The following is a 13471-nucleotide window of genomic DNA, read 5'->3' as shown; positions in this document are numbered from 1 at the left end:
CCCGCCAGCCTCTCCCTCCAGGCCCGGGACATCACGCGCGCCACGCGGGTGGTGCTCGCCATCGGCCCGGACGGAGGCTGGGTGCCCTTCGAGACCCAGCTGCTGGAAGCCCACGGCTTCCTGCCCTTCTCGCTGGGCCCCCGCATCCTGCGCGTGGAGACGGCGGTGCCGGTGCTGCTGGGTCAGGTGACGCTGCTCAAGGCGCCGGCGCCGTAGCCGCGGGAGCCGCAGGAGCCGCGGCCTTCGGGGGATGGTCCTTCTCCCAGGCCTCCAGCGGCAGCGGCTTGGTGGTCTTGAGCACGGACACCTCCACCTTGTTGGTGGGCTTCTCTGTGCCCGTGCCGTCGATGACGGTGAAGTTCAGGCGGTTGATTTCATGCCCGCTCTCCGTCTCCACCACGACGCGCCAGTCGCCCGGTTTGAGAGGGATGCCCGGCCGCGCGTAGTAGCGGAAGCCGCCCTCCGAGCCGTTGCTGCTCACCGGGGCACGATAGCCCTTGCCCAGCGCCGTCCAGCCCTTCTCCGGGTGGTCATGGAACCAGCGCACGACCACGTAGTAACTCTCGAAGCCCTTGGGCGCGAAGATGCGGAAGAAGTACACGGGCTGCTCGCCGTTGCGCGCCGTGAACTCCTGGTCGCCGTGGTGGAACGCCGTCCAGACCTTCCACCAGGGCTGCTCGTCCGACGTCAGTCGATACACGCCCGAGGTGCCATAGACGCTCTGGGGGACCTTCTCCACCGCGTGGTAGATGCCGCTGTACTGCACCGCCAGGGGCACCGGCGGAATCACGCCCAGGAAGTAGCACCCGAGCAGGAGCGCCTGCGCGCCGAAGCCGGGCACCGCCACCGTGCGCAGCAGCGCCTTCTCATCCGGCCGCCACCGCTTGAGCACGCGAAGCAGCCCATAGATGCTCCCGCAGCCCAGCACGACGGACAGCGTGAAGATCCACCACCCCACCCGTCCGAACAGCACCGGCAGCAGCGACGCGAAGTACAGCGTCACGCACAGGCTGAAGACGGCCACACGGATGACGGGGCCCAGCTGGCGGAAGCGCGGCAGCTCGTTGGCCACCAGCAACCCGAACATGCCCGCCATGAACAGGAGCGGCGTGAAGCCCGACGAGCTCTTGAACAGGAACAGCGTGAACGCGCTCAGCAGGCTGCCCATCAAGAAGTGCAGCGCGTCCTCGCGGAAGCGCCATACCTTGACCAGCAGCTTCGGCGGCTCCACGCCTTCCGGGTAGCGCTGCTCCAGCACCAGCAGGCCCGCGAGGATGGCCAGGTAGACGAAGTTCTGCACCTCCGTGAGCGCATCGTCGACGGGGCTCAGCGTGAGGACGTCGTAGAGGAAGCCCGCGAAGAAGAAGAGGGCCATCTCCTGCTTCTCGTACTTCGCGCGGAAGGCCTGCACGCGGTCCACCAGCGTGGGCGTCTTCTCCGTGCTGACGAGGTCGTCCGGATCCGCGACCGCGGCGCCGGGCGTGGCGACCGCGACGTTCGCGCCAAGAGGAAGGGGGCCCCCCTCGACCGGCACGCCGGGCACTTCGGTGGACGCGTCCTGCGGCTTCGACTCAGGCGGTGTGACGGTGAGCACGGCGGCTTTCAACCCCTCTTGGCGACCGCCGCCCAGTCTACGCGGGGGACGGGGCCCGGGTCTTCCCCCCGGCCCCGCTCCCGCTCAAACGCCTACTTGCCGCCGGCGGCGACCAGGTCCTGCAGCTCGCCGCGCTCGGCCAGCTCCGTCAGGATGTCCGACCCACCCACGAACTTCCCGTGGATGTAGACCTGCGGAATGGTGGGCCAGCTGGAGTAGTCCTTGATGCCCTGGCGCACGGCAGGGTCCGCCAGCACGTCCACCGTGTGCACCGGGCCCAGCGGCTGGAGCAGTTGGAGGGCGCGCGCGGAGAAGCCGCACTGGGGGAACAGGGCATTGCCCTTCATGAAGAGGACGATGGGGTGTGACTTCACCGTCTCGTCGAACTGGGCCTTGAGGGTCGGATCCATGAATCGTTGCTCCTTCTTCAGCGGGGCCCGAGCTTCTTCCACTGCTCGGGCGAATAGGTCTTGAGCGCCAGCGCGTGCAGCTCGCCTGACTTGAGCCACTGCTGTAGCGGCGCGTACACCAGCTGGTGCTGCTCCACCATCGTCTTGCCAGTGAAGGCGGGGGAGACGACGCGAGCTTCGAAGTGGTCTCCCGTCCCCGTGGTGTCGTTGAACTCCACCTCCGAGCCCGGAAGGGCGTCCAGGAGGTAACGGCGAAGCGCCTCGGCGTCGAGCATCAGTTCATCCCCTTTCCCATCACCAGCATGGCCGGGTCCACGCCCAGTCCGCGCAGGGTGGCATCCCACAACTTCGCCGGGTCCTGACCCAGCACCGCGTCCGCGGTGGCGTCGGCGTACAGCCACGAGCCCGCGGCGATTTCATTCTCCAGCTGCTTGGGGCCCCAGCCCGCGTACCCCAGGCAGAAGCGCACGCGCGGGTCCGTCCGTTGAAGGAGGGGGCCCAGCGCATCCAGGGTGACGCTCAGGTAGAGGCCCGGCAGGACGGAGTGCTTCTCCGCGACGGACTCGTCGTCATGCAGGACGAAGCCCCGCTGGGGCTCCACCGGGCCGCCCACGAACACCGGCTGCGACACGCGGTCCGTCGAGATGTCCATCGACTGACCGCGCGCCAGCTCACCCAGCGTCAGGGGCGCTCCCCGGTTCACGATGAGCCCCATGGAGCCCGTCTCCCCGTGTTCGATCATCAGGATGACCGACCGGTAGAAGTTCGGGTCTCCAAGCTGGGGCATGGCCAGCAGGAAGCCGGAGGCGATGTTCTTCACGCCAGGGAGCATCGACCGTCCGGCGGGGGTGTGCAACCGGAACCCGCTCCCCTGCCGCGCTCAGTGCCAGCTCTGGTGCTTGGACTTCAGCGCCTTGGCCAGCTTCTCCGGATCCAACGGCTTGCCGATGAAGAGGTCCGCGCCCAGGCCCTTGCACTTGCGAGCGGTGGCCGCGTCGCTCATGGCGCTCACGCCGATGAGCACGGCCTGCGGGAACTTCTCACGCAGCTTGGACATGAGCGTGGTGCCGCTGCGGCCGGGCAGGAACACGTCCACGATGGCGGCGTCCATGCGCTTGTTGCGCACGGCGAACTCGGCCTCCTCCGCGCTGCCCACGGGCATGGCGTTGTAGCCCCAGGTGCTCACCAGCTCCACCAGGAGCTCGCGGTGCGCGGCGTCGTCCTCGACCACCAGCACCGAACCCCGGACGGTCTCCTTGCTCAGACCGTCGTCACGCGGACGCTCATCACGGGCAGGCGAGAGGGGGATTTCTTCCGTGGGGAGGGACATGATGTTCACCTGAGGGCAAAGGGGTTCCGTCCGTGTGAAACCTTTGCCTCAATGTGCTGCATTCCTCACACTTCGCGACGGCTACCTCCCCCCAATGCCTGGGAAGCGAGCGAGGCGCCAAGCACCAGCAGGACGAGCAGTCCCCAGGCGGGAATCACCACGCGGCCGCCGCCCTCGTAGATGAGCGCGGCGTAGGAAGTGCCCAGGTAGCGGCCCAGGGACATGGGCTCCATGCGAGCGATGCCGAAGAAGCTCACCGTGGACTCAGTGAGGATGGCGCTCGGCAGGCGGCTCAAGAACACGGCCAGCACGAAGGGGCGCAACAGCGGCCACAGGTGCACGCGAAGGACATGCACGCCACCACCGCCCAGGGCCCGCGCGGCGGCCACGTACTCCTGGCCCTCCAGCGTGGCCAGGCGGTCGCGGAACATGCGCGCGGGGCCGGCCCAGCCCACCAGGGCCAGCGACGTCACCATCAAGCCGAAGGGGCCCAGGCCGCTACCCATGCCCGCGTCCATGAGGGACTGACCGGCGAGTTGGAGCACCATCACCACGAGGACATCCGGCAGGGCGAACACGGCGTCCACCGCACGCAGGAGCACCTGCTCTGTCACGCCACCGGACAGCCGCGCGAGCGCCGCGACGGCCAGCCCCAGCACGGTGGACAGCGCGCCGGCCGCGAGCCCGATGGCCAGGGACACCCAAAGGCCACCGAAGGCCAGCTCGCACACGCTCCGGTCCGGGCGGTTCAGGTCCCAGCCGAGCGGGCAGGTGTTCACGAGTGCTTCGGGGAACAGGCGGCCGGCCACGAGACTCAAGGCGCCCAGGCCGACGAGGAGGACCAGCCCCACCCAGGCGCGCAAGGGGATGCGGCTCAAGCGCGGGCCTCCCGGGCACGTGGATCCACGAGCATGCGCAAGAGCTCCACGGTGAGGCTCACGACGACGAGCACGGTGGCGAAGGTGGTGGTGGACACGACGACGACGGCGACCTGCTTGTTGAGGACGGCGAGCACGTAGAGCTGGCCGAAGTACGGCAGGCCGAAGACGCGCTCCGCGGCGAACGAGCCCGCGAGCAGCGCGGTGGCGACAGGCGTCACGGCGTCCAGGAGCGCGGGCCACACGTTGGGGAGGACATGGCGGCGCAGCACGGTGCCGGGGTCCAGGCCCTTGCTGAGCGCGGTGCGCACGTAGTCACGGGACAGCTCGGTCTCTAGAGCATCCCCCACGAGCGTGCCCAGGAAGGTCCCCGGCCAGATGGCGATGACGACCGCCGCGCACAGCTCCGGCAGCAGGTGTCCGCGCTCCACCACGGCCGGGGCCAGGAGCAGCGCGGGGATGAACACGGGCGTCCCGAACGCGATGGCAGGGAGCACGTCCCCGAGCACTGCGAAGCGTCCCCGCCGCCAGCGGGTGCGCAGGAGCGCGAAGCCCACCGCCCAGCCAAGCGCGAGGGGAAGCGCGACCAGGCCCACGCCCACGCTGCCGGAGAGTTTCTGGAGCAGCTCATCGCCGGTGATGCCCTGAGCGCTGGTGCCCAGGCGTTCCCCCGCGAAGAGCTTCCGCCAGGGCCGAAGGAACCCAAGCGGCTCACCAATGCCCAGGTCGCGCTGGTACGAAGCCGCCAGCTCCGGAGACACCTGCCGCTTGTTGTCGCTCTCCGTGGTGAGCGGCAGCGCGGCCATGAGGAAGTACGAGGCCACCGCGACCACCGGAACTAGCACGAGCTGGCGCACGAGGCGCGTCGCGATGAGGCGCATGCGCTACGGCCCCTGCCCTTCCGCGCGGGCCGTGGCTGCCTCATCCGGTCCCAGCCGCAGCGCGCGCAGCGCGAGGAAGTTGAACGGATCCACGTCCAGGCCATGCAGCCGCGCCCGAGCCCGGAAGTAGCGGTCCGGGTGGTACAGCGGCGCGATGACGGCCTCCTCCCCCACCAGCACCTCCTGGGCCTTCGCGTACAGCTCGCGCGCGTGCACGGGGTCGGGGTCGCCGTCCGCCTCCTCCAGCAACTGCTCGAAGCGGCGCATCGGCTCGCCGCCGCCCTGCGTCTCCCATCCCGTCTGGTGGTTGCCCTGCCGTTCGAACAACGTGAAGAACGTGTTCGGGTGCGCGTAGTCCGCGCCCAGCCGACGCAGGAACAGGTCATACGCGCGCGGTCCTTGCGGCGTCCTGCGAGCCACCTCCGCGGAGAAGTCCGACCGCGAATCCACCACCACCTGCACGCCCACCTTCGCGAGCTGCGCCGCGATGCGCTCCGCCAGCGCCTCCTCCGGCACGAACGAATCCCCCGCCTTCACCACCAGCCGCAGCGGACGGTCCAGCCCCTTCGCCCCCGCCAGCTCCGCCTTCGCCCGCTCCGGCTCGTAGCGAGGCAGCCGAGCCGCCTGCTCCGGCGTCGCCGCATCCGGCAGCTCCGGAGGCAGCAACACATTCGTCGCGCGAGCGGCCGGCAGCAGCCCCGCGAGCAGCGCCTCCCGGTCCAACGCCCGAGCCAGCGCCCGGCGCACCTCCGGCCGGTCCAACGGCGGACGCTCCGTGTTGAAGCCCAGGAAGTACGTGGACAACAGCGGCTCCCGCTTCAGGTCCGCCGCCTTCATCCCGCGCAGCGCCGCCGCGCTGTCCACGAAGACGAAGTCCACCCGGCCCCGCTCATACAGCGCAGGACCAATCTCCGACTTCATCAGCGTCAGCACCGGCGCCGGCGTCTCCCCGGGTCCCATCGGCGGGAGGAACGCACTGCGCGGGTTGTAGACCAGCCGCACGCGCTCGCCCGCGCGGTCCCACCGCTCGACTCGATAAGGCCCCACCGCCAGCGGACGCCCGTCGCGAGGCCGGTCGAAGTAGTCGCGCACCGCCTCGTCCGACTTCCCCTCCAGGTCGGCCGAAGGCGCTGGAAAGAACAGGTACACGTTCGCGAGCCGCGCCAGGAAGTAGCTCCGAGGCCGCTCCAGCGTCACCCGCAGCGTCCGCGCCTCCACCGCCTCCACCCCGACCCGAGACAGCGCCGCCTTCACCTCCGCCGCCGGAGCCCCGCGCTCCTGCAACGCGAGCACCTCCTCCGCGCCCTGGAGGTCCGCCATCTCGCCGCGCTCGCGGCCCAGCAGCGCCCGGTGCCACCCGAAGACGAAGTCGCGCGCCGTGACGGGAGAACCGTCCGACCACGTCACGTCCTCGCGCAGGTGGAACGTGTAGACCTCATGCCCGGACGCGTCCGCTTCACGCTCCCACCGCTCCGCCAGGCCCGGCTGGACCGAGTGGTCCGCCCCCAACGTGGTGAGCCCCTTCTGCGTGGCCAGCATCACCGGGTAGTTCACCCAGCTCTGCGGATCCGAATGACTCCAGTCGAGCGTGGTGGGCATCGCCGGCACCACCACCTTCACGCCCGGCTCGGGCTGGAAGCCGCACGGCCCGCAGGCCGCGGCCATCACCAGCACCAGGGAGTAGGACAGGATTCGCGCGCGGGGAGCCACTCCCCGCGTTGTACCCGACCTGCTCGTAAAAAAGAGAGAAGCCAGGAGACCGGCGACTCCTGGTCGGCCGGCATCCTGGCTTCGTCACCACCCATCCCAGGCCCCCTCAAGGGGCCCGGGACTGAAGGCCTCAGGAGGCCGGCACGGAAGGCGTGGACACCGCATCCGGTACGGACAGCCCCATCTTCAGGTTGTCCCCGGCGCCCTTGCGGCCGAACTCCTCCGGCTTCTCCAGGAGCAGCGCCTCACGCAGCACGTCGTCCACGAACTCCACCGGGACGATGCGCAGCGCCTTGCGGATCTTCAGCGGGATGTCCTTCAGGTCCTTCTTGTTCGCCTTCGGAATCAGGACCGTCTTGATGCCCGCGCGGTGCGCCGCCAGCGTCTTCTCCTTCAGACCGCCGATGGGCAGCACGCGGCCACGCAGCGTGATTTCACCCGTCATCGCCACGTCCCTGCGGACCGGCACGCGCGTCAGCGCGCTCACCAGTGCAGTGGCCATGGTGACGCCCGCGGACGGACCGTCCTTGGGAATCGCGCCCTCCGGCAGGTGGACGTGGATGTCGTAGTTCTCGAACACCTTGCGGTCGATGCCGAAGCGCTCCGCGCGGCTGCGCACGTAGGACATGGCCGCCTGGGCGGACTCCTGCATCACCTCGCCCAGCTTGCCGGTGATGATGAGCTTGCCCTTGCCCGGCATGGACGTGGCTTCCGTGGTGAGGATCTCACCGCCCAGCTCCGTCCACGCGAGGCCCGTGACGATGCCCACCTGGTCCTCGCTCTCCGCCACGCCGTAGCGGAAGCGGGGCGTGCCCAGGAACTTCATCGCCTGCTTGCGGTCCACCTCGATGAGGTCCCGCTTGCCGTTCTTCAGCACGTCGCGGGCAATCTTCCGGAACACGCCGCCAATCTCACGCTCCAGCGAACGCACACCCGACTCGCGCGTGTACCGGTGCACGATGGTCTTCAGCGCGTCGTTGGTGATGTCGATCTTCAGGTCCGCGAGGCCGTTGGCCTCCTGCTCCTTCGGAATCAGGTAGCGCCGCGCGATGGAGAGCTTCTCCGGCTCGGTGTACCCCGCGATGCGGATGACTTCCATGCGGTCCTGCAGCGGACCGGGGATGTTGTGCATCGTGTTCGCGGTGCAGATGAACATCACCTTGGACAGGTCGTAGTCGAGGTCCAGGTAGTGGTCGTTGAAGTTGTGGTTCTGCTCCGGGTCCAGCACCTCCAGCAGCGCCGCGCTCGGGTCGCCACGGAAGTCCGTGGACATCTTGTCGATCTCGTCCAGGAGGAACACGGGGTTGTTGCTGCCCGCCTTCTTCAGGGACTGGATGAGCTTGCCCGGCATCGCGCCGATGTACGTGCGGCGGTGGCCGCGGATCTCCGCCTCGTCACGCACGCCGCCCAACGACAGGCGCACGAACTTGCGGCCCGTGGCCCGCGCGATGCTGCGCGCCAGCGACGTCTTGCCCACGCCCGGGGGGCCGACGAAGCACAGCACGGGGCCCTTCAGCTTCTTCACCAGCTGCTGCACGGCCAGGTACTCGAGGATGCGCTCCTTCGGCTTCTTCAAGCCGTAGTGGTCCTCGTTGAGCACCCGCTCCGCTTCGGTGACGTCCAGCCGGTCCTGGGTCTCGTCGTACCAGGGCAGGCTGATGATCCAGTCGATGTAGTTGCGGACGACCGTGGCCTCGGCGCTCATCGGGCTCATCATCCGGAGCTTCTTCAGCTCCTTCTTGACCTTGAGCGTGGCCTCCTTGCTCATCCGCTTGTTCTTCAGCTTCTCTTCAATCTCCTGGATCTCGTTCTTGAACTCGTCGCGCTCACCCAGTTCCTTCTGAATGGCCTGCATCTGCTCATTCAGGTAGTACTCCTTCTGGGTCTTCTCCATCTGCTTCTTGACGCGCGTGCGGATCTTCTTCTCCACCTGGAGAATCTCGATCTCGCCCTGCATCAGCTCGTAGAGCTTCTCCAGGCGCTTGGCCGGGGACTCCGTCTCGAGCAGCGCCTGCTTGTCGTTCAGCTTCAGCGACAGGTGCGCGACGATGGTGTCCGCCAGGCGCGCAGGGTCGTCGATGCTGGCGACCTGCATCAGCATCTCCGGCGGGATGCGCTTGTTGAGCTTCACGAAGGCTTCGAAGACGGAGTGGACGGAGCGCACCAGCGCCTCCAGCTCCACGCTCTTCTCCAGCGTCTCCTCGACCTCGTCCACCTCGACCATGAAGAAGGCGTCGTTCGGGTGGAACTTCTTCACCTTGGCGCGGCGCACACCCTCCACCAGGACCTTCATCGTGCCGTCAGGCAGCGGAAGGAGCTGGATGAGGTGGCCGATGGTGCCGAAGTGGAAGATGTCGTCGGGCGAGGGGTCGTTCGTCTTGGCCTTCTTCTGGGCGGCCAGCAGGATGACCGCCTTGTCATCCGGCCCCTTGTGGGCCATCGCGTCCTTCAGCGCCGCGATGGACTTCTCCCGGCCGACGAACAGCGGAACGACCATGTGGGGGAACACGATGATGTCCCGAAGGGGCAAGAGCGGGATGGTGAGGCCCCGCTTCTGGGCTTCCTTCTTGTCGTCACGTCCGAAGAACATGTATCCGCCACCCGCTGGCCAGCCGTACAGGCAGGCCCTTCAAGAGTTGCCCACATGGCGCCCAAGCGCTCATGCAGGGTGAAACGCTGCTCTATAACACGCCGGTCGCAGGACCCGTTCCCCGCTCAAGATTGGGGGTCCGCACCCTGCCTTCAAGGGAACACCGAGAGGCAGGAGTGTGTCCTGCCCCGATTCTAGCGACTCTCGGCCGCCACCCCGGCATCCGACCGGGCGACGTCCAGGACCTGGAAGAGGAAGGCATACATGTCCACGCTGGACTCGATGGCCTTGGCCACCTGGTCCGCCCCACCATGGCCTGCGTTCGCCTCGATGCGTAGCAACGTGGGCGCCGGATTGCCCTTCGCGTTCTGCACCGCCGCCACGAACTTGCGCGCGTGCATGGGGTCCACCCGGTCGTCGTGGTCCGAGCTCATCATCAGCAGGGGCGGGTAGCGCACGTCCTGGCGCACATGGTGGTAGGGCGAATAGGCGTACAGGGTCTTGAACTGCCCGGCGTCGTCCGCCGACCCGTACTCCGGCACCCAGGTCCGCCCGCTGCCGAACAGGTGGAAGCGCACCATGTCCAGGAGCGGCACCCCACACACCACCGCGCCGTACAGCTCAGGGCGCTGCGTCATGGCCGCGCCCACCAGCAGGCCGCCGTTGCTGCCGCCGTAGATGGCCAGCTTCTTCGCCTGCGTGTACTTCTCCTTCGCCAGGTACTCGGCGGCGCCGGCGAAGTCGTCGAACACGTTCTGCTTGTGCGCGCCCTTGCCCGCCTCGTGCCACGCGGTGCCGTACTCACCGCCGCCGCGCAGGTTGGCCACCGCGTAGATGCCGCCCGCGTCCAGCCACGGCAGGATGCTCGCGCGGAAGCCCGGCTGCATGCTCACCAGGAAGCCGCCGTACCCGTACAGGAGCGTGGGCGCGGTGCCGTCCTTCTTCAGGCCCTTCTTGTAGACGAGGAACATGGGCACCTTCGTGCCGTCCTTCGACGGGTAGAAGACCTGCTCCGTGGTGTACGCGTCCGGGTCCATGGGCACTTCCACCTTCGCCCACAGGTCCACCTTCCCGCTCTTCACGGACGTCCGGTACACCTGACGGGGCGTGGTGAAGGAGCTGTAGGCGAAGTAGGCGTCGTCCTGGTCCTCCAGGCCCAGCAGGTTGCTGGCGGCGCCCACGCCCGGCAGCTGCACGGTGCGCACCGGCTTGCCCTCCAGCGTGGTGATGCGCAGCTCCGTCGTCACGTCCTTGAGGTACTCCAGCGCCAGGTGGCCGCCCACCAGCGACACGCTCTCCAGAGTGGCCTTGGGGTCCTCCGGCACCAGCTCCTTCCAGTTCGCGCGCTCGGACTTCTTCGGGTCCACGGCGAAGACGCGCTGGCGCGGGGCGCCCTCGTCGGTGACGACGTAGAAGCGGTCCTTCCAGGCGAGGACGGTGTACTTGGCGCCCTTGCCCTTCACGAGCAGCCGCCAGTCCTTGTCCGCCGGGTGCTTCCAGTAGACGTCGTTCTCGCTCCAGCCGCGGAGGATGGACGCGAAGAGGTACTTGCCGTCACGCGACAGGTCGCCCTGGAGGAACGTCGTCGGGTCACCGGTGCGCTCGTGCACCACCACGTCGTTCTTCGGGTCCTGGCCCAGCTTGTGGAACTTGAGCGTGGTGTAGCCCGGGCGCGCGTCCACCGGGATGGAGGAGTCCGTGGGCAGCCACTCGTAGTAGAAGCCCTTGCCGTCCGGCGTCCAGTTGGTGTTGGCGTACTTCGCGCCCTCAATCACGTCCACCTTGGACCACTCACCGGTGTCCACGTCGATGACGTGCAGGGTGGCCTCGTCCGCGGCGTTGGGGCGCACCGGGAAGGCCACGCGCTTGCCATCCCACGACGGCACCCACCGGCCCAGGGACACCGGGGCGTCCTTGCTCATGACGTTCGGGTCCAGCAGCACCTTCTCCTGTCCGGACTCGCCGTCCTTCCAGTAGACGATGGCCTTCTCCTTGTCCTTGTGGGTCCGCATGTAGAAGTAGCGGTTGCCCCGGCGGAAGGGCGCCGTCACCGAGTCCACGTAGAACAGCTCCGTGAAGCGCTTGGTCAGCGCGTCGCGGCCCGGCATCTTCGCCAGCGCGTCACGGGTGAAGCCGTCCTGCGACTTCATCCAGGCCTGCACCTCCGGGGCCTTCTCGTCCTCCAGCCAGCGGTACGGATCCGCCACCTGCTCGCCGTGCAGCGTGTCCACCACCGCGTCGGAACGGGTCGCCGGGTAGGCCATGCGGGAAGGGCCCTCCTGGGCCGGAGCGCTCTGCGTCGCTGAGGACGCGGCGGGGGCTTCATCACGCGTGGCTTCCTTCGAGGAAGTGCAGGCCACGAGCGACAACAGGGCAGGCATGAGGAGCTTTCTCATGGGGGACAGCAGATACAAGAAGCCCCCCGCCCCGGCCGCAAAAAAGCGTGGCCCGTCCCCACGCCCGGATGCCCGCTTTGGAAAGACGAAGGGCGCGTCCCGGTCCAATGACCGTGACGCGCCCCGCCATCCCCATCAGGCCCTTGCGTGCCCCTAGAGGATGCTCCGCCTCGATTCAGGCGGATTCCTTCTTTGGCTCCGGCGTCTCCTTGTTGTCCTGCGAGTGCAGGACGACGGGCTCGCTCTTCTTGAGGATGACCTCCTCGGAGATGAGCACCTCGCGGGCCGTCTTGCGGGACGGGATTTCGTACATCACGTCCAGCATGGCCGTCTCCAGGATGGAGCGCAGGCCTCGAGCGCCCGCCTTGCGGCGGATGGCCTCCGACGCGATGGCCTTCAAGGCCCCGTCGGTGAACTTCAGCGACACGCCGTCCAGCTCGAAGAGCTTGCGGTACTGCTTGGTGAGCGCGTTCTTGGGCTCGCCCAGGATGTTCACGAGCGCGCCTTCGTCCAGCTCCTCCAGCGCGGTGATGATGGGCAGACGGCCGATGAACTCCGGAATCATGCCGAACTTGAGCAGGTCCTCCGGCTCCACTTGCTTGAGCAGCTCACTGAGGTTGCGCTGCTTGCGCGACTGAATCTCCGCGCCGAAGCCCAGGCTGCGCCCACCCATGCGCCGCTCAATCACCTGCTCCAGGCCGCCGAACGCGCCGCCGCAGATGAAGAGGATGTTGGTGGTGTCCACCTGCAGGAACTCCTGCTGCGGGTGCTTGCGGCCACCCTTGGGCGGGACGTTGGCCACCGTGCCTTCAATGATTTTCAGCAGCGCCTGCTGCACGCCCTCGCCGCTCACGTCGCGGGTGATGGAGGGGTTCTCCGACTTGCGGGCAATCTTGTCGATTTCGTCGATGTAGACGATGCCCCGCTGCGCGCGCTCGATGTCGTGGTCCGCGGCCTGGAGCAGGTTGACGATGATGTTCTCCACGTCCTCACCGACGTAGCCGGCCTCCGTGAGGCACGTGGCGTCCGCGATGGTGAAGGGGACGTTGAGGATGCGCGCCAGCGTCTGCGCGAGCAGCGTCTTGCCGGAGCCCGTGGGGCCGAGCAGCAGGATGTTGCTCTTCTGCAGCTCCACATCGTCCATGGCAACCTTGGACTCGATGCGCTTGTAGTGGTTGTGCACCGCCACGGAGAGCGTCTTCTTCGCGCGCTCCTGGCCCACCACGTACTCGTCCAGCACGGCCTTGATTTCAGAGGGCCGGGGGATGCGCAGCTTGGTGTCCTTGGTCTCCTCGCGGTCGATCTCCTCCGCGATGATGTCGTTGCACAGCCCGATGCACTCGTCGCAGATGTAGACCGTCGGGCCCGCGATGAGCTTCTTCACCTCCTTCTGCGACTTGCCGCAGAAGGAGCAGCAGAGGGTCTGGTTGTCTCGCTTCTCCACGTTCTTACCCGCCATGAAATCCCTCGCTGCGCCTGAAAGGCCCCAACCCGCTTCGCGTCCGGTCCCCTGCCCACACCAATCTAGTCAGCCCCCATCCGGAACGTCCACGCACCTTCCGGGTACTTAACAAGGGGAAAATACCGGTGATGGGAGAAAACAGAAGGCCGGAGGCGCGGGAGAAGATTCCCAGCACCCCCGGCCGCCGACCGGGTGGTTGACACCCCGGTCCGCTCGGATG

12 protein-coding genes are annotated in these 13471 nt (G+C 67.8%); 1 reads left to right on the top strand and 11 read right to left on the bottom strand.

Annotated features, from left to right (window positions below; genetic code table 11):
- Nucleotides 1-216, top strand: a 216-nt coding sequence (locus tag D7Y11_RS18635; RefSeq protein WP_126934352.1) for an RsmE family RNA methyltransferase, incomplete at its 5' end; no start/stop codon positions are given.
- Here the strand turns inward: D7Y11_RS18635 and D7Y11_RS18630 are convergent.
- The 11 genes from D7Y11_RS18630 to clpX all read right to left on the bottom strand — a co-directional run bounded on the left by D7Y11_RS18630 (nt 197) and on the right by clpX (nt 13248).
- Nucleotides 197-1594 (bottom strand): DUF2914 domain-containing protein, encoded by a 1398-nt coding sequence (locus D7Y11_RS18630; protein ID WP_126934351.1) that lies wholly within the window; start codon nt 1592-1594, stop codon nt 197-199. The genes D7Y11_RS18635 and D7Y11_RS18630 overlap by 20 nt on opposite strands.
- Nucleotides 1595-1686: 92 nt before the next feature.
- Nucleotides 1687-2004: a Grx4 family monothiol glutaredoxin gene (gene grxD / locus D7Y11_RS18625; protein WP_120580734.1), complete on the bottom strand. Its 318-nt coding sequence runs from the start codon at nt 2002-2004 to the stop codon at nt 1687-1689.
- Between the two features lie 17 nt (nt 2005-2021).
- Nucleotides 2022-2279 (bottom strand): BolA family protein, encoded by a 258-nt coding sequence (locus D7Y11_RS18620; RefSeq protein ID WP_120580735.1) that lies wholly within the window; start codon nt 2277-2279, stop codon nt 2022-2024.
- Nucleotides 2279-2824 (bottom strand): YqgE/AlgH family protein, encoded by a 546-nt coding sequence (locus D7Y11_RS18615; RefSeq protein ID WP_121781108.1) that lies wholly within the window; start codon nt 2822-2824, stop codon nt 2279-2281. The genes D7Y11_RS18620 and D7Y11_RS18615 overlap by 1 nt, the downstream gene beginning before the upstream one ends.
- Nucleotides 2825-2884: 60 nt before the next feature.
- Entirely contained in the window at nt 2885-3334 is a 450-nt protein-coding gene (locus D7Y11_RS18610; protein WP_121781107.1) for a response regulator, read from the bottom strand.
- A 65-nt stretch (nt 3335-3399) separates the two neighbouring features.
- Nucleotides 3400-4212 (bottom strand): ABC transporter permease subunit, encoded by an 813-nt coding sequence (locus tag D7Y11_RS18605; RefSeq protein ID WP_121781099.1) that lies wholly within the window; start codon nt 4210-4212, stop codon nt 3400-3402.
- Entirely contained in the window at nt 4209-5093 is an 885-nt protein-coding gene (locus D7Y11_RS18600) for an ABC transporter permease subunit (RefSeq protein ID WP_121781098.1), read from the bottom strand. Before D7Y11_RS18600 ends, D7Y11_RS18605 begins: the two co-directional genes overlap by 4 nt.
- 3 nt (nt 5094-5096) lie before the next feature.
- Nucleotides 5097-6758: a peptide ABC transporter substrate-binding protein gene (locus D7Y11_RS18595; RefSeq protein WP_121781106.1), complete on the bottom strand. Its 1662-nt coding sequence runs from the start codon at nt 6756-6758 to the stop codon at nt 5097-5099.
- Between the two features lie 175 nt (nt 6759-6933).
- Nucleotides 6934-9393, bottom strand: a complete 2460-nt coding sequence (gene lon, locus D7Y11_RS18590; protein WP_120580738.1) for an endopeptidase La — start codon at nt 9391-9393, stop codon at nt 6934-6936.
- A gap of 194 nt (nt 9394-9587) precedes the next feature.
- Nucleotides 9588-11774 (bottom strand): prolyl oligopeptidase family protein, encoded by a 2187-nt coding sequence (locus D7Y11_RS18585; RefSeq protein WP_233607327.1) that lies wholly within the window; start codon nt 11772-11774, stop codon nt 9588-9590.
- Nucleotides 11775-11964: 190 nt separating this feature from the next.
- On the bottom strand, nt 11965-13248 hold the full coding sequence (gene clpX / locus D7Y11_RS18580) for an ATP-dependent Clp protease ATP-binding subunit ClpX (protein WP_120595429.1): 1284 nt from the start codon (nt 13246-13248) through the stop codon (nt 11965-11967).
- Nucleotides 13249-13471: the final 223 nt, after the last annotated feature.

The organism is Corallococcus sp. AB018 (genome assembly GCF_003986945.1).
Lineage (GTDB): Bacteria > Myxococcota > Myxococcia > Myxococcales > Myxococcaceae > Corallococcus > Corallococcus exiguus.
The sequence above is the reverse complement of the archived record's forward strand: the minus strand, read 5'-3'. Positions and strand labels throughout refer to the sequence as shown.